General features: G+C 64.5%; 19 protein-coding genes. 13 read left to right on the plus strand and 6 right to left on the minus strand.

Annotation, left to right across the window (positions count from 1 at the left end; translation table 11 throughout):
- Positions 1 to 114 precede the first annotated feature (114 nt).
- The 3 genes from AC6I6X_RS04935 to AC6I6X_RS04945 all read left to right on the plus strand — a co-directional run bounded on the left by AC6I6X_RS04935 (position 115) and on the right by AC6I6X_RS04945 (position 2,717).
- Entirely contained in the window at positions 115 to 609 is a 495-nt protein-coding gene (locus AC6I6X_RS04935) for a cation:proton antiporter regulatory subunit (protein ID WP_497929381.1), read from the plus strand.
- A 34-nt stretch (positions 610 to 643) separates the two neighbouring features.
- A complete protein-coding gene (locus AC6I6X_RS04940; protein WP_497929382.1) occupies positions 644 to 1,975 on the plus strand; it encodes a cation:proton antiporter in 1,332 nt (443 codons plus the stop codon).
- Between the two features lie 73 nt (positions 1,976 to 2,048).
- Complete coding sequence (locus AC6I6X_RS04945; protein ID WP_497929383.1) at positions 2,049 to 2,717, plus strand: HAD family hydrolase; 669 nt, start codon at positions 2,049 to 2,051, stop codon at positions 2,715 to 2,717.
- A gap of 286 nt (positions 2,718 to 3,003) precedes the next feature.
- Here AC6I6X_RS04945 and AC6I6X_RS04950 read toward each other — a convergent pair whose 3' ends face one another.
- The 4 genes from AC6I6X_RS04950 to AC6I6X_RS04965 form a co-directional block, all read right to left on the minus strand.
- On the minus strand, positions 3,004 to 3,423 hold the full coding sequence (locus AC6I6X_RS04950; protein ID WP_497929384.1) for a DUF7993 family protein: 420 nt from the start codon (positions 3,421 to 3,423) through the stop codon (positions 3,004 to 3,006).
- A 24-nt stretch (positions 3,424 to 3,447) separates the two neighbouring features.
- Positions 3,448 to 3,900 (minus strand): DUF2240 family protein, encoded by a 453-nt coding sequence (locus AC6I6X_RS04955; RefSeq protein ID WP_497929385.1) that lies wholly within the window; start codon positions 3,898 to 3,900, stop codon positions 3,448 to 3,450.
- A gap of 78 nt (positions 3,901 to 3,978) precedes the next feature.
- Positions 3,979 to 4,623, minus strand: coding sequence for a ribonuclease H family protein (locus AC6I6X_RS04960; RefSeq protein WP_497929386.1), 645 nt, complete (start codon positions 4,621 to 4,623; stop codon positions 3,979 to 3,981).
- Between the two features lie 375 nt (positions 4,624 to 4,998).
- Positions 4,999 to 5,508, minus strand: coding sequence for a DUF7529 family protein (locus AC6I6X_RS04965; RefSeq protein WP_497929387.1), 510 nt, complete (start codon positions 5,506 to 5,508; stop codon positions 4,999 to 5,001).
- Positions 5,509 to 5,637: 129 nt separating this feature from the next.
- On the opposite strand from AC6I6X_RS04965, the gene AC6I6X_RS04970 reads away from it, so the two are divergent.
- From AC6I6X_RS04970 to AC6I6X_RS05000, 7 genes are all read left to right on the plus strand, one after another.
- Positions 5,638 to 8,319 carry an ABC transporter ATP-binding protein gene (locus AC6I6X_RS04970; RefSeq protein ID WP_497929388.1) on the plus strand — a complete coding sequence of 894 codons (2,682 nt, stop codon included), beginning with the start codon at positions 5,638 to 5,640 and terminating at the stop codon, positions 8,317 to 8,319.
- Between the two features lie 72 nt (positions 8,320 to 8,391).
- Positions 8,392 to 10,050, plus strand: a complete 1,659-nt coding sequence (locus AC6I6X_RS04975; protein ID WP_497929389.1) for an ABC transporter substrate-binding protein — start codon at positions 8,392 to 8,394, stop codon at positions 10,048 to 10,050.
- Positions 10,051 to 10,119: 69 nt separating this feature from the next.
- On the plus strand, positions 10,120 to 11,163 hold the full coding sequence (locus AC6I6X_RS04980; RefSeq protein WP_497929390.1) for an ABC transporter permease: 1,044 nt from the start codon (positions 10,120 to 10,122) through the stop codon (positions 11,161 to 11,163).
- Between the two features lies 1 nt (position 11,164).
- Complete coding sequence (locus AC6I6X_RS04985; RefSeq protein WP_497929391.1) at positions 11,165 to 12,100, plus strand: ABC transporter permease; 936 nt, start codon at positions 11,165 to 11,167, stop codon at positions 12,098 to 12,100.
- 8 nt (positions 12,101 to 12,108) lie between these two features.
- Positions 12,109 to 12,441, plus strand: a complete 333-nt coding sequence (locus AC6I6X_RS04990; protein ID WP_497929392.1) for a DUF7268 family protein — start codon at positions 12,109 to 12,111, stop codon at positions 12,439 to 12,441.
- A gap of 130 nt (positions 12,442 to 12,571) precedes the next feature.
- Positions 12,572 to 12,937 (plus strand): DUF7344 domain-containing protein, encoded by a 366-nt coding sequence (locus AC6I6X_RS04995; RefSeq protein WP_497929393.1) that lies wholly within the window; start codon positions 12,572 to 12,574, stop codon positions 12,935 to 12,937.
- A 138-nt stretch (positions 12,938 to 13,075) separates the two neighbouring features.
- The gene (locus tag AC6I6X_RS05000) at positions 13,076 to 14,002 is read left to right on the plus strand and encodes a DMT family transporter (protein WP_497929394.1); all 927 of its coding nucleotides are present in this window, start codon (positions 13,076 to 13,078) and stop codon (positions 14,000 to 14,002) included.
- A 61-nt stretch (positions 14,003 to 14,063) separates the two neighbouring features.
- Here AC6I6X_RS05000 and AC6I6X_RS05005 read toward each other — a convergent pair whose 3' ends face one another.
- Positions 14,064 to 14,336 carry a DUF8028 family protein gene (locus tag AC6I6X_RS05005; RefSeq protein ID WP_497929395.1) on the minus strand — a complete coding sequence of 91 codons (273 nt, stop codon included), beginning with the start codon at positions 14,334 to 14,336 and terminating at the stop codon, positions 14,064 to 14,066.
- A 390-nt stretch (positions 14,337 to 14,726) separates the two neighbouring features.
- The gene (locus tag AC6I6X_RS05010; protein WP_497929396.1) at positions 14,727 to 16,955 is read right to left on the minus strand and encodes a CDC48 family AAA ATPase; all 2,229 of its coding nucleotides are present in this window, start codon (positions 16,953 to 16,955) and stop codon (positions 14,727 to 14,729) included.
- A gap of 201 nt (positions 16,956 to 17,156) precedes the next feature.
- Here AC6I6X_RS05010 and larC point away from each other — a divergent pair, with 201 nt between their 5' ends.
- The 3 genes from larC (at position 17,157) to AC6I6X_RS05025 (ending at position 20,219) form a co-directional block, all read left to right on the plus strand.
- Positions 17,157 to 18,608 (plus strand): nickel pincer cofactor biosynthesis protein LarC, encoded by a 1,452-nt coding sequence (gene larC / locus AC6I6X_RS05015; protein ID WP_497929397.1) that lies wholly within the window; start codon positions 17,157 to 17,159, stop codon positions 18,606 to 18,608.
- Positions 18,609 to 18,758: 150 nt separating this feature from the next.
- Positions 18,759 to 18,929 carry a hypothetical protein gene (locus AC6I6X_RS05020; RefSeq protein WP_497929398.1) on the plus strand — a complete coding sequence of 57 codons (171 nt, stop codon included), beginning with the start codon at positions 18,759 to 18,761 and terminating at the stop codon, positions 18,927 to 18,929.
- Between the two features lie 342 nt (positions 18,930 to 19,271).
- Positions 19,272 to 20,219 (plus strand): NAD-dependent epimerase/dehydratase family protein, encoded by a 948-nt coding sequence (locus AC6I6X_RS05025; protein WP_497929399.1) that lies wholly within the window; start codon positions 19,272 to 19,274, stop codon positions 20,217 to 20,219.
- Positions 20,220 to 20,586 lie beyond the last annotated feature (367 nt).

The following is a 20,586-nucleotide window of genomic DNA, read 5'->3' on the forward strand; positions in this document are numbered from 1 at the left end:
GTCGTCTCCGATCGGCTCGAACCGAATCCGGGACGGGCATCGACGGCCACCGGACCTGTCGGAATACACACCGGTGTCACGTCCTTTAATATCGCACAGTCCGCTCTCTCGTGTATGACCATCTACGAGAGCGACCTCCCCGGCGTCGGGAAGAAGTTCGAGGTCGAACTCGACGACGGCAGACGACTCGTCATCGTGACCCACAATACGGGGAAGCGGGAGATCTACATGAAGGCGAACGCGGACGCCGACGGCGACAAACTGTTCGAGGCGTCCGATCGGCTCGCCCGCAAGATCGGCACCATTCTCGAGGGGGCGTACTTCCAGCCGGTCCAGACCGAGGAGGTCGAGACCCTGCTGGCCGAGGACACGTTCATCGAGTGGTACAGCGTGACCGAGGACGCGGAGATCGCCGGCCAGAGCATCGCCGACGCGCGGGTTCGCGAGCGGACCGGCGTCTCGATCGTCGCGATCCAGCGCGACGACGAACTGGTGTCGGCACCGCCGCCGGAGACGATCCTCGAGAGTGGCGATACCGTCGTCGTGATCGGGGATCGGGAGGACTGCACCAAGTTCGAGCGGCTGCTCGGTGAGGACGTCGAAGAGTGATCGAGACGATCGTGCCTGTCGGAGGTGAGTACTAGTGGCTACTGAAACGGCGCTCGTCGACGTCGGGGTCCTCTTTACCGCGGTCGCAGTCGCCGGACTTCTCGCGAATCGGGTCGACCAGTCGGTGATCCCGTTTTACATCGTCGTCGGAATCCTGCTGGGGTCGAACGTGCTCGGCGAACTCCCCGCACTCGCCGGCAGCGAGGTCGGGATCGGGGGTTTCGCCGTCACCGTTCCCGAGGCGACGATCGGCGGGGTCGACCTTCTGGCGACGATCGGCGGACTCGCACTGGGCGAGACCGACTTCGTCGTCGTCGGGGCCGAGATCGGGATCGTCCTCCTGCTGTTCTTTCTCGGCCTCGAGTTCAATCTGGAACGGCTTCTCGAGAGCAGGGACCGGATCGGCAAGGCCGGCACCGTCGACCTCGCGCTCAACTTCGGGATCGGACTGGTCGTCGGCTATCTCCTCTTCGGCGGGCTGCTCGCGGCCTTCCTGGTGGCAGGCATCGTCTACATCTCCTCGAGCGCGATCATCACCAAGTCGCTGATCGACCTCGGCTGGATCGCCAACGCCGAGTCCGAGCCGATGCTCGGCACGCTCGTCTACGAGGACCTGTTCATCGCGGTCTACCTGGCGATCGCGTCGGTGCTCGTTCTCGGCGGCGGGGACCTCGGGGAGGCCGCGGGCCAGATCGCGGTCGCGATCGGGTTCATCGTCGCGTTGCTCGCGCTCGTCGCGTTCGGGACCGGCTTCTTCCAGCGCGTTCTCGAGGTCGACTCCAACGAGTTCGTCGTCGTGCGGGCGCTCGGCGTGACGGTGCTCGTCGCTGGCGCTGCGCTCGCACTCGGTGTCAGCGAGGCCGTCGCCGCGTTCTTCGTCGGGATGGCCTTTTCGGCGACCGATCACGTCCACGACCTCGAGCGGCTGCTCTCGCCGCTCCGGGACGCCTTCGCGGCAGTTTTCTTCTTCTGGATCGGACTCGTCACCGATCCGGGGCTGTTCACGCTCTCGATTCTCGGAATGATCGTCGCCGCGGTGGTTCTCACGACGCCGACGAAACTCGTCAGCGGATTCCTCGGCGGCAAGATCTACGACCTCGACGACCGCCGATCGCTCCGGGTCGGCCTCGGGATGGCTACCCGGGGCGAGTTCTCCCTGATCATCGCGAGCCTCGCGCTCTCCGGGGCCGGGAGCGGGATCCCGGCCGAGACGGCGGAGACGATCTACGCGTTCACCGTCGGCTACGTCCTCGTGATGAGCGTCCTCGGCACGTCGCTCATGCAGTACTCCGATCGGCTCGAACCCGTCGCCGTGTCGTGGCTCGAGCGCAGGCGCGTCGGCTCCGCCCGGCCGGCCGAGGAGTGAACCGGATTCCGAGGGATCCGGCGGGCCGGACCGAAGGGATACCTTCAAACGCGTCGAGACCCCTCTCACGTCTATGCCACGGGCGGTCGTCTTCGACCTCGACTACACCCTCGCCGTTCCGCGCCGCGATCGGGCCACGATCCTCTCGGAGGCGACCGAGGCCGCCGACGCGCCCGACCTCACCCGGGACGACTACCTCGCGGCCCACCGCCGGAACCTGACCCGGGAGACCAGAGCGCCCATTTTCCAGGACTTGCTCGCCGATCGGGACAGCGACGCCGATCCGGAGGATCTCGCGCGCGAGTACCGCGAGACGATCGCGTCGGCACTCGAATCCCTTCCCGGCGTCGAGGACATGCTCGATCGGCTCCGCGAGACGTATCGGGTCGGACTCCTGACCAACGGCCCGGTCCTCGCCCAGCGGGACAAACTCGAGACGCTGGGCTGGGAGGACGCCTTCGACGCCGCGCTCGTCACCGGCGAACTCGAGGCCGGCAAACCGGACCCCCGCGCGTTCGAGGCGATCGCGGCGGAACTCGGGATCGATCCTGCGGACGCGGTCTACGTCGGTGACGAGGTCGAGGCGGACGTCTACGGGGCGACCAACGCAGACATGGCGGCCATCCAGGTGCTCCGCCCCGACGGGCCCACCCCCGACCCGCGGGCGATCGCACACGTCGAACAGTCCGAGGTGGCGACGGCCGTGCCGCGAATTCTCGACTCGTTCGAGGACTCGACGTAGCGGTGCCGCGCGGTCGCCAGCACATTCGTGACCACCACCCACGAAACGCATATGAGCGTCCCCGATCTTCGGTCAGGTGATGACAGAGGATCACTACAATTGTAGTGAATGTGGAACAGCACTACACTACCGAACGACGAAACACAACGGCTGTCCGAACTGCGCGTTCATGCCGCTTCACAGCGCCGACTGACCGATCCGGACGATCGATCCCGCGAACGACGACCGGTTTTGCTGTCTTTCTCTCGGATCCATAGCAACGCCGACGGACACCGGTAATACCGCACTAGTCGCCGTCGGTGAGCGATCGCGTCACCGCCTGGACGACGTCGCTCGCTCGTTTGACGGCCGCGCCACTTTCGACGAACACCAGCGTCTTCGGCGGGTCGGTCGCCTTCGGCCTGACGCGCAGGTCGGCCGCCTCGGCGGCCTCGACCGCCGCGTCCTGTCCCGCCTCGAACTCCAGGTGGGCGCGGTCGTCGTGAACGAACGCACGCGCGAGGCGCTCGTCGGTCTCGGCTTCCGATTCGTCCGCGGCCGTCCGCACCACGACGTCGTACGCCCGCGCCCCGTCGGCCGTCGGTTCGACGTCTCGATCGGCGTTCGTGACCGCGATCCGATCGAGCACGCCGTCGTCGCGCCCGTCGAGTTCCGACGCGAGGAGTTCGGCGATTCGCCGGCCGTCGGTAATCCGTTCCTCGACCATAGCGATCGATCGGTGCGGGAGCGGTTAACCGTCTTCGGTCAGCGCCGACCGGGCGACCGGGGCGAGGTCGTCCACGTCGACGCCCTCGCGGCGGGCGTAGACGACGGCGGCGGCCTCGATCGTCAGTCCGAGTTCGCCCTGGAGCGCGTTGATCGCGCCGACCGCCTCCTGTTTCTCGAGTCCCTCGGCGACGAGCGCGTCGAGGACCCGTTCGAAGGCCGATCGCTCCTGCAGGAGGTCCTCGTCCGGGACGAAGTCGTCGGGGACGGTCACGGCCGTCGGATCGAACGCGAGTTCGAGTTCGTCGCCGTCGGGTTCGAGCAGGGACTCCCGCGTCGCGATGTCGATCAGACGCTGGGCCTGGTCGGGCGAGAACCAGTCTCGATCGAGCGAGAGCGCGACGACGAACTCGTTCTCCCGGAGGCGTCGGGTGCCGTTCTGGACGAACGGCGCGGCGACGGCGACGCGAAGACTCATCGGAGACGACTCTCTGGAGCGACGAAATAACGATAGCGGTTCCGGTCGAGCGCGACCGGCCGGCGGTGACAGGCGGGACTAGTCGGACGCCCGGCCGCCGCCGCTCCCGTTCCGATCGGCGCGCGATGGCGGCGGGAACTCCGTCGCACCGGTCGACGCCGGCGGTTCGGGGAGGACACAGCGGTCGGGTTCGCGGTTGACGTGCTCGTACCGGGTCGGCGCGTTCGCCAGGGGGTGTGCGGGATTCTGGTCGCTGGCGATCCGGGCGGCACGGACCTCCTCGAAGGTACTGAGTCGCGCCTGGATGCCTCGCCAGTGGTTCCGCGTCGCGGCGGGGACCGAGACACGCTGTGGCGGGGACCGGTCCGGGTGGCTCGCCGCGAGGACGACGTTGTTGACGTTGCTGGCCAGCGCGTCGTGGTCGACGAGCACGCCGATACTCGCGTCTCGCGGTGCGCGAGCGGCGAGGACGTCGAGTCCCAGGTGAAGCGCCCGGTACTCGGCAACGTTGTTGTCCGGCGGCGTGTCCGTAGTCGCGACGCGTGCGACGCGGGTGCCGTCGCGCGTTTCAATGACTGCGCCCAGTCCACCGCCCGCGTCCCGGAACGACCCGTCGGTAGCGACGTAGAAGTCACGGTGATGGGTGCGAGGGGGGTGGGCGATGTGCGGCGTGGGCGACTCGTCGAACAGATCCCGCAGGGCGGGCCGGCCGTGAGCGGCCATGGTCCAATTACGTCGTGAAGATGATTTAAACCTTCGGCAGAATTACGCGGGTGAGAATCGATTCGTCCGGCTACCGGGCCGTATAGCGGATTCAGCGGCCGATTTCCGTCGTGTCAGCTCACGACCTACTTCGTGTGCTCCGCATGAACGCGCGTCGGGAAGAGTTGGAGGTGGCGGTCGCTGCCGGGAGCACTCCGAGGGGATCCGCGACCTCGTACACTCGCCGACGGGCCACTGTCGGTCGCCGCTGCCACAGCGTGGGCGGACGAGGGGTTGAGAAGTCCACGGCGGCGTCCGAGCGAAACTGATTTTCCCGCGAAGTTGTCTCCGCGCACCTGCCGGCCGTGGCGTCTGCCGATCGTTCGTGGCGGACGCTCAGCGCTCGGTCGGAACGAACGGAGCAGGGTCCTGTGCGAACGTGAGCACCCGGTGCCGGTCGAGTGGTCGCACGTGGAGGTGGAGTTCCCCCTCGCGCTCGATCGTTTCCAGAAACGCTCGGGAACTCCGGACGTCGTAGTACCCCGGAACGAGAATGACGGTTTCGGCGACGTCGTTCTCGAGCGCGGCGACGAAGAAGACGACGCCGTTTTCCTCGGCCCGGAACACGTCGACCTCGTCGAACTCGCCGGATCCGTCGACGGCCGCGGCGGCGCGCTCGAACTCGTCGTCGGGAACGAGGACGTCGATGCCCGTACGAGCGTCGTCGCGCTGGACGTCCTGGTCGCCGACGGCGGTGACGTCGCCGGGGTGGCACTCGATCGCGTTCCAGCCGTCCTCCCGGTACGCGTCGGCTGTCGCCGCCATGTCCTCGACGACCCGATCCCACGCCGGCGTAACCCGGTTCGCGACGGTCTCGACCGTTTCGGCGTCCTCGAACTCGTCCATACACTCGGCCCGGGAAGCCACCGATAAAAAGTCTTCTGCTCGGGTACCCTGCGAGGCGGCCGATCGCTGGTCGGATACCGATTTGTGACATACGAAAAGTTATTATCCGTCAGTACACCTCACCACATAGTGACTGATCTCCTATCGATTTCCGACCTTCGGACGCAGTTTCGCACGGAACGCGGCGTGGTAAAAGCGGTCGATGGGATCGACCTCACCATCGAACGGGGCGAGACCGTCGGACTGGTCGGCGAGAGCGGATCGGGCAAGAGCGTAACCGCTCTCTCGGCGATGCAACTCATCGACGATCCGGGTGAGGTCGTCGACGGCGAGGTGTTGCTCCGGGATCCCGACCTCGCCGATCGTCTCGGCGAGAAGTACCCCGGCTACGCGAACCAGTTCGTTACCGACGGCGCCGTCGATCTTTCGAACGCGCCCGAGACCGTGATGCGCGACATTCGGGGCGGGGAGATGAGCATGATCTTCCAGGACCCGATGACGTCGCTCAACCCCTCGATGACGGTCGGCGAGCAGGTCGCCGAGAGCCTGCAGTTGCACCGATACGGTGGCAAGCGGAAGGATTCGTGGCTGAACGCGGTCCGCGAGGCGTTCCCGGGCACCGATATTTCGGACGAGGTGATCGACGATGTCGTCGAAATACTCGACGCGGTCGGTATCCCCGAACCCGAGGCACGACTGGAAGAGTACCCCCACGAATTCTCCGGCGGAATGCGCCAGCGCGTGCTCATCGCCATCGCGCTCGCGTGCCGGCCCCAGTTGCTCGTCGCGGACGAGCCGACGACCGCACTCGACGTCACTATCCAGGCCCAGATCCTCGACCTCATCAACGAACTACAGGAGGACCTTGGCATGTCCGTCCTGTTCATCACACACGACCTCGGCGTCGTCGCAGAGACCTGCGATCGAGTCGCCGTCATGTACGCCGGAGAAATCGTCGAGGAGGGGCCGGTCGAGGAAATCTTCCACAACCCCTCGCACCCGTACACGTACGCGCTACTGGAGTCGATTCCCAAGGACGACGCGGATCGCCTCTACCCCATCGAGGGGAACGTCCCGGATCTCATCGACATGCCCGAGGGGTGCCACTTTGCGCCGCGCTGTCCGTGGGCGACCCAGGAGTGCACCGCCGGAGAGATACCGAACCTCCAGCACGGGCCGGACGACGTCGATCACGCCGCCAAGTGTATCCTCGAATCGTTCGACGAGAGCGAGTACGGGGCCGACGCACCGGAGGTGTCAGCCGAGTCGAAGACGTTCGACGGGGAGCCGCTGATGCACGTCGACGGACTCCGCAAGCACTTTTCGCGGGCGGACGACGTGCTCGACGAGTGGCTCGCGACGGAGCCACAGACGGTCAAAGCCGTCGACGGCGTTTCGTTCGACATCTACGAGGGGGAGACCCTGGGACTCGTCGGCGAGTCCGGGTGCGGGAAGTCGACGACGGGGCAGACGATCCTCCGACTGCTCGAACCGACTGACGGTACTGTCGTCTTCTCGGGCGACGACCTGACCGGGCTCGACGGCGACGATCTCCGCGCGAAGCGGCGCGACCTCCAGATGATCTTCCAGGACCCGCTGTCGTCGCTGGACCCGCGGATGACCGTCGGGCAGACGATAACCGAACCGCTGAAGATACACGGCCTCCCCGAGTCCGACCCGGACGTCCGACCCGTCGCCGACGTGACGAACGAAACCGGCCATAACGTAACCGTGGACCTGGACGACGACGTGGACGTGATCGTCGACGCAGAGGCGGGTACTGCCCGCGTTCCGTTGACGGTGCGTCGACCGGACGACGACGACCGGACGGTTGAGGTCGACCTCCCGGCCGGACTTGAGGCGTCCGTGACGGAGCGGAGTGCGGAACTCGAAGTGTCCGTGTCGGTCGCCTGGTCGCAGAACCGTCTCCGACGGGAACGCGTCTTCGAACTCGTCGACGCCGTCGGACTCTCGCGGGACCAGATCGATCGCTACCCCCACGAACTTTCCGGGGGGCAGCGCCAGCGTGTCGGCATCGCACGGGCGCTCGCGGTGGATCCCGACTTCATCGTCGCTGACGAACCGGTGTCGGCGCTCGACGTATCCGTCCAGGCACAGATCCTGAACCTCCTGGAGGACCTCCAGGAGGAGTTCGGCCTGACGTACCTGTTCATCGCACACGATCTGAGTGTCGTTCGACACATCTGCGATCGCGTCGCGGTCATGTATCTGGGGAAAATCGTCGAGGCTGCGAGGACGACCGAACTCTTCGAGGATCCGCAACATCCCTACACACAGGCACTGCTGTCGTCGATACCCCGACCGGATCCGCTGGCGGAGACCGAAGGGCGGATCATCCTCAAAGGGGACGTCCCAAGCCCGATCGACCCTCCCTCGGGGTGCAGTTTCCGGACCCGCTGTCCGAAGATCATCCCACCGGACGACCTCCAGACCGATCAGGAGAGCTACCGGGCGGCAATGGACTTCCGCGAGCGCGTCGAGAACCGCGATATACAGGTCGACGTGGCTCGCGAGACCGCTCCCGACGAGGGCGAACGGGTGACTGTCGCGGCTACCGACGGCGGATCGTCGGACGCCATCGTGGAGCGCCTGCTCGACCGAGAGTTCGAGGAGCGGCCGGCGGGCGAGGTCGGTGACGTCGTCAGGCGGGCCTGCGAGCACATCGTCGACGGCGACTGGGACGGTGCGACGAAACTACTGCAAGAGCGGTTCGAGAGCCCGTGCGAGCGCGAGGAGCCCGATCGAGGCGAGGGACACCATCGGGCGGCATGCCACCTCGTCGATGACTAGTACCGTACTGGTTTTATAAACTGAGTCTACTTTCCGATATATTTATAAGTTATCTACAGCAAACGACGGGGCATGCCACGCGATATCGATCGGCGAAGCTTCTTGAAAGCAGCGGGGGGAGCCTCCGTAGCGACCACGATGACTGCAGGGTGTATCGACTCGCTAAGTGGCGGCAATGGTGGCGAAACGCTGATTTACGCTCGGGGTGACCACCCGGAGAACTACGATCCGCAACAGACGACCAGCGGCGAAGTCGCGAAGGTCACGAATCAGGTTTTCGACCAGCTCATCAAGTTCGAGCCGGGCAGCGGCGGCCAACTCATCGACGGACTGGCGACGGAGTATGGCCTCGACGGGTCGACGGCGACGCTCACGCTCCGCGAGGACGTCACCTTCCACAACGGCGAAGATTTCACCGCGGAGGACGTCCGCGCGACGGTCCGCCGGTTCATCGACGAAGACTACGAGTACTACCTCGGTGATGACCGGTCCGGATACGGTCCGTTCACGTTCGGCAACTGGGTCGAAAGCGTCGAGGTCGACTCCGATTACGAACTCTCGATCGAACTGACCCAGCAGTACGCGCCGTTCCTGCGTAACCTGGCGATGTTCGCGGCGGCCATCCTCTCGAAGGCCCAGATCGAGTCGCTGGACGATCAGACGGAACTCGGCCTGGATCCGAAGGGTACCGGCGCGTTCGAGTTCGAAGAACTCGACAACGACAACGAGCGCGTCCAACTCTCCGCCAACGGCGACTTCTGGGGCGAGGGACCGAACGTCGACGGAGTCGTGTTCAAGACCATCGGACAGAACTCCACGCGCGTCCAAGACGTGATCAACGGTGACTCGCACATCACCGACAACCTGGACTCCCAGACCTCCCAGCAGGCCGACGACGCGGACACGGCGACCTTGCTCTCGAAGAACGGCATCAACACCGGCTATATGGCGTTCAACATGGAGCGCGTCGAGGAGTTCCGCGACAAAAACGTGCGCAAGGCCGTCAGCCTTGCGATCAACACCGAAGCGATCGTCAACGACATCTACCAAGGGTTCGCCGCCCAGTCCAGCCAGCCGCTTCCGCCGGACGTGATGGGGCACAACGACGACCTCGACCCGTACCCGCAAGACAAGGACGAGGCGGAGTCGCTGCTGGAAGAGGCCGGCGCGACCGGCCTCGAGTTCGAACTGGCCACGTTCTCGAACCCTCGCGGGTACAATCCCAGCCCCATCGATACGGCCAACCAGGTCAAGTCCGATCTCGAGGACATCGGGATGACCGTCGAGATCAACCAGTTCTCGGAGTTCGGTTCGTACCTCGACTACACCGATCAGGGCCGCCACGACGCGTGTTTCCTCGGCTGGTACACCGACAACGCCGATCCGGACAACTTCATGTACGTCCTCCTCGACCCGAAGGTTGACCTGGAGGCGGTCCCCGAGGACCAAGACTGGGTTAGCTTCGACACCGAAGGATACAGTACGCTCAACGTGTCCGCGTGGGCGAACACCGAGTACATGGAAATAGTCCGCGAGGCACAGTCCACCTACGACGAGGCCACTCGCCAGGAACTCTACGAGGAGGCGAGCGCACTTGCCAACGAGGAGGCGCCGTGGGTGTTCATCGACTACGCACAGACCCTGCGCGCCGCGAACGAGGCGGTCGCAGAAGACTCGTACACGATTACGTCGGTCGGCGGCCCCTTCCTCAACCGGGTCTCACTGAACTGATTCGGTGAGGCCGGGAACGGATAACAAGCATTTTATCCGATCCGGAATACGTTTACTTCGTCTCACAACATGGTCTCGAAGCGGTATGTCTTGAAGCGGTTGTTGTTGCTCGTCCCGGTGCTGTTCGGGGTGGCGTCGTTAGTGTTTGCCATCCTCCATCTCTCACCGGGCGATCCGGCCCGCCTCATCGTCGGGCAACGGGCACCGGCGTCACAGGTCGAAGCGGTGCGCGAGAGCCTCGGGCTGAACGATCCGCTATACGTTCAGTACGTGCGATTCTTGCTCGACGCCGCACAATTCCAGTTCGGCGAATCGTACCAAGTCTCCCAGGGGAACCCGGTACGACAGGTCATCGCGACACGCTTTCCGGTCACCATCGAACTAGCGCTATACGGCCAGGCGATCGGGATCATGCTCGGTATCCCGCTGGGCGTGCTCTCGGCCGTAAAGCAGGACTCGCTCACGGATCACCTCACCCGAATCGGTGCACTCACCGGGATTTCGGTTCCGATCTACTGGTCGGGGCCGCTGCTCATCCTGTTTTTCTCCGCGTACCTCGGACTCTTCCCGGCCGGGAGCCGAATCGGATCGACGATCTTCCTCCCGGACACGTGGACGCTGTTCGGGAAGGAACTCCCGTTGACCGGAATAATCCTTCTCGACACGCTGTTGCTCGGTCGACTGGACGCGTGGCTGTCCGCCGTACACCACATGTTCCTGCCGTCCGTAACGATCGGCGTCTATTCGATGGCGCTCATCTCACGGATGATGCGCTCGTCGATGCTCGAGGTCGTCAGGCAGGACTACATTCGGACGGCCCGCGCGAAGGGACAGGGCGCGAGGATAACCGTTCTGAAACACGGGTTCAGGAACGCCTTCATTCCGGTCATTACCGTCATCGGGATCCAGTTCGGCACCCTGCTCGGCGGTGCGGTGCTGACCGAGACGGTGTTCGGAATCGGCGGTGTCGGGACGACTCTCGTCGAAGCCATAAGCGACAGCGACTACCCGGTCGTCCAGGGTATCGTGCTGACGTTCGCGCTGCTTTTCACTCTCGTGAACCTCGCCGTCGACCTCACGTACAGCCACCTCGATCCACGTATCCAGCAATAACATGAGTACTGACACAGCGACCACCAGGACCGACACCCGAAGCACGCTCGAGCGGTTGCGGAACTCGCCGTTTCTCTCCCAACTGCTGTCGAACCGGCTCGCCCTCGTCGGGCTCGCGATCATCTTCGGAATGCTCGCCGTCGCCATCTACGCCCGGTTTTTCTACGACGTCGACGCCCTCGCGAGTTCCCGACTCGGCGGCACGATTCCCAGCCGTGCCCCGCCGTACTGGACGGGCGAAGCCAGTTCGGCCGGGTTATTCGGGACCGACGCCTCAGCCCGAGACATCTACACGCGCACGCTGTACGGGGCGTGGATCGCGCTGAAGTTCGGAACGATCACGGTCGGGATTTCGACCGCTGCCGGTGTTGCATTGGGAATTATCGCCGCCTACTACGGCGGCTGGGTCGACAATATCATCATGCGGACGATGGACGTCCTGTTGGCGTTCCCGTCGCTGCTGCTGGCACTGGCGCTGGTAGCCATCTTCGGGGCCGGTCTCTGGAAGGCAGTTATCGCGCTGATACTGGTGTACACGCCGCGGTTCGCACGCGTCGTCCGCGGGGCTTCCCTGAAGGTACTCGAGGACGAGTACATCGACGCGACCGTCGCACTCGGAGCGCAGGACCCGCGGGTGCTCTTCAGACACATCCTGCCGAACACGCTCGCCCCCATCACCGTCCAGTCGACGCTGAACTTCGGACTCGCCATCATCGACCTCGCCGCGCTGTCGTTTCTCGGCTTCGGAGCCCAGGCTGGCACGCCGTCGTGGGGGCTGATGCTGTCGAACGGCGTCAAGAACGGACTGCTCACCGGCAAGTGGTGGATGTCCTTCTTCCCGGGTCTGTTCCTCGCTGTCACCGTCCTCGGATTTAATCTGCTCGGTGACGGGATGCGCGACGCGCTCGACCCACGGATGCGAGACACGGTCGATTGACGGGACCGATGCGCCGACTGCGACTCGTCGTCGATGCGCTGGCGGCGGGTGTCGTCGCCGGCATCCTCCTCGTTGCCACGCTAATCGTGACCGGGGAGACGGCTGCCCGTGCGACGGAACTCGCCTTCGCGATCGGGGCGCTCGTGCTCGGCGTCGGCCTACTCGGCTGGTCCGGGTCGGTGATGGCGGGTCGAGGAATCGAAACCATGCAGGAACACCTCGAGACGGGCACTGACTGGACGAAGGCGAAATCCCGACGTGCGATGGCGAGAGTCACCGGATTCGGCGGCGGATTGATGATCGGGGCCACGCTCGTCGAAGTGATCGCGTACGGGCCGTGACCCGACGAGTGACTGGCCAGTCAGGATCCGACGCGATAACGGCCGTTCACCCGATCGAGCACGGCATCTTCGACAGGTGGCCTATCTCTTTAGGCGACGGGTGTATTAGCAATGGGTTCGTGGAAGCCGTATGAGCCAGAAAAAGGCCTCGCGAATGGAGGCCGCGTGTTCGTTGCTCGCGGAGTCCGAGCGCCGCTATCTCCTGTATCAACTGGCCGAAACCGAGCGGGCGAACCTGGACGCACTCATGGACCAGATCGCCGCCTGGAAACTGGACATTCCGTCCTCGCAGGTCGACGAGGATCTCAGACAGCGGATCTACGTCTCGATGGTCCACAACCACCTGCCGCGGCTCGCGGACTACGACATCATCGACTACGACCTGCGAAGCGGTGACATCGTCCTCGCGGAGGGGTTTGAGGACATCAGACCCCTGCTCGACCAGTTCCGGCAGACGGAAGACGAGGTCGAGATTCGCCAGCTGCCGCCTCTCTAACCGGGTCCCGACCCGATCGCCGTGATCGAACACTGGATCGGCTGGATCGACGGAACCGAACCGACGGACAGACTCGATCGGGGACCCCGACGGATTTCGAATCGAAATACATAGGACGGCTCACCGACGACCACCGGTGTGACTCGGTATCGTAATTTCGGACTCTTCCTGGCCCTCGCCGCAGTCTGGGGGACGGCGTTCGTCGCGATCAGCGCCGGCCTGGAGTACTTCCCGCCGGTGCTGTTCGCGGCACTGCGCTACGACGTCGCGGGCGTGCTCATGCTCGGCTACGCCGCGTACGCCGTCGAGAACTGGCGTCCGCACGGCTCCGCCGAGTGGGCCGTCGTCGGCGTCGGTGCCGTGCTCTTGATCGCAGCCTATCACGCCTTCCTGTTCGTCGGACAGCAACACACGACCGCGGCCGCCGCGGCGATCCTCGTGAGCCTCTCGCCCGTGCTGACGACGGGCTTCGCCCGCGTGCTGGTTCCGAGCGACGCGCTCTCGGTCGTCGGCGTCGTCGGGGTCGTCCTCGGTCTGGCCGGCGTCGCGGTCATCGCCCAGCCGGACCCGTCGAACCTCCTGGCGACGGACGTCGTGGCGAAGCTCCTGGTCTTCTGTGCTGCGGCCTCGTTCGCGCTCGGGAGCGTCCTTACCCGGCGGATCGACGCCTCGCTCCCGATCGAGACGATGGAGGCGTGGTCCATGCTCGGCGGAGCCGCGGTGATGCACGTCGTCAGTCTCGGCCTCGGTGAACCGATCGAGCCGGAAACGTGGATGCAACCGGCCGCGGTCGGCGCGCTCGGCTACCTCGCACTCGTGGCGAGTGCGCTCGGCTTCCTGCTGTACTTCGACCTGCTCGAACGGCTCGGTGCCGTCGAGATCAACATGGTGTCGTACGTCGCACCGGTTTTCGCGGCGATCGCCGGCTGGCTCTTTCTCGGCGAGGTCGTCGACGCGACGACCCTCGCCGGCTTCGGCCTTATCGCGATCGGATTCGTGCTCGTGAAACGCCAGGCGCTCCGCGACGAGGTCGGGCACGTCCGGCGTCAACACTCGAGCGAGTGAGGTCGGTCCGACCGAAGAATTCCACAGCGGCCCGCGTCCACTCCAGAGGTAGCGAGCGATACTAGCGTCGGTGTGCGTGGCCGACGTAGAGCGCGACGAGGTTCACGCCGAGCAGGACGAGAAACATCACGGTCTCTCGCGAGGTAGACAGTCCAGTCGCGAGAAGCGGGACGTAGAGAAACGGCAAGACGATCGCCGCCCAGAACCCTGTCTTGCGGATCGGGGACGCCATCGACGGCGCGATCCGCTCCAGTGCGCCCGTCTCGCCGGTGTCGTCGGTCGATTCGTCTGACCCAGCCGAACGCTGGTCGTGAGCAGTGGGGGAGTTCGTCATGGAACGACTGGCACGGGGCCAGTTCCGTCCCCGGCCACATATATCGGCGCGACCGTTTCAGATGTTTGGTACCAGTTCACAAGGATAATGGGGTAACTGAACCGATCGGCGGTCGACGCGGGGACGATTCGACGCGTTCGGCCCGTGACCCGGTCACGGGACCTCGATTCCCGCTCAAGCCGACCGCTTCGTCAGCCAATCGCCGATTACTGGCAGGTATGGGTCCCCTTCGGTCGGCGCCGTGGCGTCGTGGCCATACCGGCAGGAACGGACGGACGGAGACGTATTGGACCGAGGCGGAGATGTCTCACACGCATCACGATCGGCCTCCCGGGCGCTCGTCGACGGTACGATCCGGACGAAAAGAACGATATCGTTCGAAGCGACTCCCTACTGGAAGCCGATCCGGCTGCCGCGACGACCCGTCGGGTCCGGGCCGCTCGTCCCGCCCTGGAACTCCTCTTCGATCCGTTCGTAGTAGTCGAGGATGTCGTCGGTGATCGTCGGCCGGACGTTCTCCATGGCCTTGCGGAAGTGGCGCATCTCGACGACGTCGGCGTCGTGGTCCTCGCGCAGGGCCTCGATGGCCGCCTCGCGGGCGATCGACTCGAGGTCGCTGCCGACGTAGCCGTCGGTGATCTCGGCGATCTCGGTCAGGTTGACGTCGGCCGCCAGCGGCGTCTCCTCGGTGTGGATGTCGAGGATGCGTTCCCGACCGTCCATGTCCGGTTCCCCGATCATGACGAGGCGATCGAACCGGCCCGAGCGCAGGAGCGCTGGGTCGATCATGTCCGGGCGGTTCGTCGCGCCGATGACCATCACGTTCTCCATCTCCTCTAAGCCGTCGAGTTCCGTCAGCAACTGGTTGACGACCCGCTCGGAGACGTTCGATCCGGTGTCACCGCCGCGGCCGGGCGCGAGCGCGTCGAGTTCGTCGAAGAAGATCACCGTCGGGGAGACCTGCCGCGCCTTGCGGAAGGTCTGACGGATCGCTTTCTCCGACTCGCCGACCCACTTCGAGAGCAGTTGCGGGCCGCGGACCGAGATGAAGTTGGCGTTGGTCTCGTTGGCGACCGCCTTGGCCATCAGGGTCTTCCCGGTCCCCGGCGGCCCGTACAGCAGGACGCCCGCCGGCGGATCGATCCCGAGCCGATCGAACCGCTCGGGGTTGTTCAGCGGCCACTCGACCGACTCCTTGACCTTGTCCTTGGCCGTGTGGAGGCCGCCGACGTCGTCCCAGGAGATCTTGGGCAACTCGACCAGGACCTCCCGCATCGCGGAGGGTTCGACCTCGTTCAGCGCGCCGCGGAAGTCCTCCCGCTTGACGATCATCCGATCGATCAGGCTCGGCGGGATGTCCTCCTCGTCCAGGTCGATCTCCGGCAGGTAGCGCCGGAGGGCCTTCATCGCCGCTTCCTTGGTCAGGCTCTCGATGTCAGCCCCGACGAAGCCGTGGGTCTCGTCGGCGAGGTGGCCGAGGTCGACGTCGTCCGAGAGGGGCATGCCGCGGGTGTGGATCTGGAGGATCTCCTCGCGACCGACCTCGTCCGGGACGCCGATCTCGATCTCGCGATCGAACCGGCCCGGGCGACGCAGTGCGGGGTCGACGCTGTCGACGCGGTTCGTCGCCGCGATGACGATCACCTGGCCGCGGGCCTCGAGGCCGTCCATCATGGTGAGCAACTGGGCGACGACGCGGCGCTCGACCTCCCCGGTGACGTCCTCCCGTTTGGGGGCGATCGAGTCGAGTTCGTCGATGAAGATGATCGACGGCGACTCCTCGCTCGCGTCCTCGAAGATCTCCCTGAGTTGCTGTTCGGACTCGCCGTAGTACTTCGAGATGATCTCCGGGCCCGCGATGGAGAAGAAACTCGCGGAGGTCTCGTTGGCGACCGCCTTCGCGAGCAGGGTCTTCCCGGTCCCCGGCGGGCCGTGGAGCAGGACGCCCTGTGGCGGCTCGATCCCCAGTTTCTTGAAGATCTGCGGGTGTTTCATCGGGAGCTCGACCATCTCCCGGACCCGTTGGATCTCGCCCTGGAGGCCGCCGATGTCCTCGTAGGTGATCCCGCCGCCGGTCTTCTCGAAGCCGGAGATCGGCTCCTCGCGGAGTTCGACGTCTGTATCCTCGGTGATGAGGACGACGCCCTCCGGTTCCGTCTCGACGGCGATCAGCGGGATGGCCTGCCCCGGCGATCGCATGAACGGGTGGTTCGTCGAACTCATGACGGGGACGATGTCTCGCCCCACGACCGGTCGTTTGAGGATCTGTCGTTTGACCATGCCGGCGGCGTCGGAGCCGAACTGGACCGACGCCTCCTCCGGCGGTGCGAGGGTCAGCTTGTTGGCTTTCGTCGCCTCCGCCTTGCGGATCGTCACCCGCTCACCGATGCCGACGTCGGCGTTCTGCCGGGTGAAGCCGTCGATGCGAACGGTGTCGGTGTTCCAGTCTTGCCGATCCGCGCGCCACACTTTGGCGGCGGTGGTGTCTGCACCTTCGATCTCGATGATGTCGCCCGGACTCAGCTTCAGATGCAACAGCGTGTCCGGGTCGAGTCGGGCGATACCACGACCCGAGTCGTTCGGGTATGCCTTCGCTACCTCCAGTTGGACTTCGTTCATGATTCGGGATGGACGGCGATGTCAATGACTCCGATTCGGTGGCGGATAGGTTTTTTGCTACCACAGGATATTCCCGTGTTACTTGCTACCACGTCAAACTCCGAGAGGAGGATACATAGATGTACCGGCCTCGGTTGGTTTTGATGATTCTCTACGTTACGAGGGGATGGGTTTTTCACTTCACCCGTCCGCCTGCTATTTATGAGAACGATCGCGTTCGACGGGCGGATGGGGGCGAGCGGCGATATGATCCTCGCGGCGCTGGTGGACGCCGGCGCGGATCCGGACGTGCTGGAGTCCGTGACCAACGTGCTCGACCTCGAGTACCGAACCAGCGAGACGGAAAAGAGCGGGATCGCCGCGACCGCAGTCGACGTCGTCCTGACGGACGTCGATCGGGCAGGCCACGATCACGACGGTGACGGCTCCGATCACGGTCACCAGCACGACGATCACGGCCACGAGAGCGACCATCATCACGGCGACCACGGTCACGCGCACGACCACGGCGGCCACGACCACACGCACGACCACGGACATTCGCACGCGGAACACGATCACGAACACGCTGACGGTCACGAACACGCTGATGATCACGAACACGCTGACGGTCACGATCACTCCAAAGGCCACGACGAAGCCCACGTCCACGCCGAGGGCCACGGCCCCCACCGGAGCTACCTCGAGGTCTGCGGGATCGTCGAGGACATGGGCCTCTCCACGGCGGTGGAACGGGACGCGCTCGCGATCTTCGAACTGCTCGGCGAGGCCGAAGCGGGCGTCCACGGCGAGTCCCTCGAAGAGATTCACTTCCACGAGGTGGGTGCCGACGACGCGATCGCCGACGTCGTCGGGGCCGCCCTGCTGATCGACGATCTCGACCCCGATCGGATCGTCACGACGCCGATCGCGACCGGCGGCGGGACGGTCTCGATGAGCCACGGCGAGTACCCCGTTCCCTCGCCCGCGGTGGTCGAGATCGCGACCCGATCGGACTGGTCGCTCCGCGGCGGCCCCGTCGACGCGGAGTTACTTACACCGACGGGGGCCGCGATTCTAGGCCACTACGCCGACGAGGTCGATTCGTTGCCCGCGATCGATCTCGAGTCGTCCGGGTACGGCGCCGGCGGGTACGATCTCGATCCTCACCCGAACGTGCTGCGGGTACTGGTAGGCGATGGCGGCAGTGAACTCGTCAAAGACGACATCGCCGTGCTCGAGACCAACCTCGACGACGCGACCCCGGAGGTGCTCGGTGGACTGCAAGAGACGCTGTCAGACGTCGGTGCGAGGGACGTCTCGATCGTGCCCGTGACGATGAAGAAGTCACGCCCAGGTCACCTCGTGAAGGTCGTCTGCAAACCCGAAGATCGGGAGCGGGTGGCCCGGCGGCTGGCCGAGGAGACCGGGACGCTGGGTGTTCGTGATGCGGGCGTTACGCATCGGTGGATCGCAAATCGGGAGTTCGAAACGGCCGAGATCGCGATCGACGGCGAAACGTACGAGGTGACGGTGAAGATCGCCAGCGATGCAGGGGGAAACGTCTACGACGTGAGCGCAGAATACGACGACGCGGCGGCGATCGCGGCCGAAACAGGTGTTCCCGTCAGAGAGGTACTTCGGCGGACTGAGGCCGCGTACACCGACGAGTAGCGGTGGATCTAGACGTGGCGCCCTGGAATCGGCGGCTACCCAGACCGCCATTTGTTCCGTTTGTACTCGCGCTTTTCGCTCTCGTACGTTCGTTCTTTTCGTGCGTCTTCTCGTCGACGTGCCCTTTCTCATACCTCGGCTGGAATGCCGATGAACGACGTAAACGGCGAGTTTGCCAGTGCGGCCTCGATTCGCGTCACCAATCCGACGTTCAGCCAGCGCTCCGCCGATAGCATCCTTCACCTCTCTGCGCTCGCGAGTACGGGCCTCGTTCACCAGGAGTTCGCCTGCCGCAGGCCCGATTATTGGCTTCCACCGTAGCCGGTAGCGCCGTATCCGGCTTCGCCGTAGCCATTCGAACTCGAGGCCCGCACTTCGCGGGCGGCCAGCGGGAAACTAGCCGCGCCGAACAATCCGATCATCGACCGACGACTGAGGTGTCCATCTTCGTCCGTCGTCTTCGGTTCGGACGATCGATCCGTCGAACCGCTGTCCGTCTGATAGTTTCGTTCGGAAGTCACGGCACTCACGTATCACTCACTCTCTCGGGCGGAACCGTAGGTGACCGGCTGTATTTAACGCCATTTGATAAGGGGCCGCGATTCGACTTGACCCAGCGATATCACGCGACAAAGCTATGATCGATACGGCAGTCCGATTTCTGTGACCCGAAACAGGATCCTCGTTACAGGAGGCGCGGGCTTTATTGGCTCGCACCTCGCCGAGCGGCTACTCGACCGGGAGAACGACGTCGTGGTCGTCGACGACTGCACGAACGGGCACGAGGAGTGGATTCCGGATGGTGCGACGTTCGTCGAGGCCGACCTCACGAACAGCGACGCGCTCGAGGGCGTACTCACCGCGAACGTCGACCGTGTGTTCCATCTCGCAGCGTCGAAGGCGGTCGACGTCGAGAATCCGCACAGACAGTTCCGAGAGAACACCCAGATGACGCTCAATGTGTTGGATGCCATGCGAGCTAGTGACGTGACCGAGTTGGCGTATACGTCTTCGTCGACCGTCTTTGGAGAGGCGCCACGACCGACGCCCGAGGATTACGCGCCGCTCGAACCGATCAGCGTCTACGGGACCAGCAAACTGGCCGACGAAGGGTTGCTGTCCACGTACGCCCACTCGAACGGGTTGACCGTGTGGAATTTCCGGTTCGCAAACATCGCCGGACCACGGTTGCGCGACGCCGTCATCCCCGATTTCGTCGAGAAGTTACGAGCGGGGCCAGAATCGCTGACGATCCTCGGAAACGGGCGACAGGAGAAATCGTTCATGCATATCTCCGACTGTATCGACGCGATGCTGACCGTGACGAATCGGACGGATCGACCGATGAACACGTACAACCTCGGGACGCGAACGACGACGTCGGTGACCCGAATCGCCGATATCGTCTCGGCGGAACTCGGCTTAAACCCCGACTACGAGTACACCGGCAACGACCGAGGGTGGGTCGGCAACGTCCCCAAGATGCGATTATCGATCGAAAAACTCGACGCGCTGGGCTGGGAACCGGAGTACGAGAGCGACGCCGCGGTCCGAACCGCGACTCGCGAGATCGCCGGGGAGTTAGGGATAGCCACTTCGGTGGTGGAGTAAGCAGGAGATCGTATGGTCCCGATCACCGTTCATTTCCGAAAGGCGTGCTCGACCGAGCAGCACCGCCCACCCGTCTTTCTTAAAAACCAGATCAGTATCCCTCTTCTCAAAGTCATTATATCGGTTCATTTCCAGACCTATCGGGATTTCCATCTCGAATTTCCTCGCGAAACCACCGCTCCGTTTTCTACCCGCTTCGGTAGGTATTGTTTTCCGACGATGGTACCGATCCGACGCCCCAGCCGCGTCTCGCTTTGCTCCAGTGGAGTCGCATCTGTATCGAAATCCGGCATCATACCGTCCGATTCGCGAGGACGCCGGATCCGGTACGCGACCGATTCTGTGTTCATAGACGATTGTAACGCTG

The organism is Halosolutus sp. YCN4 (genome assembly GCF_059736495.1).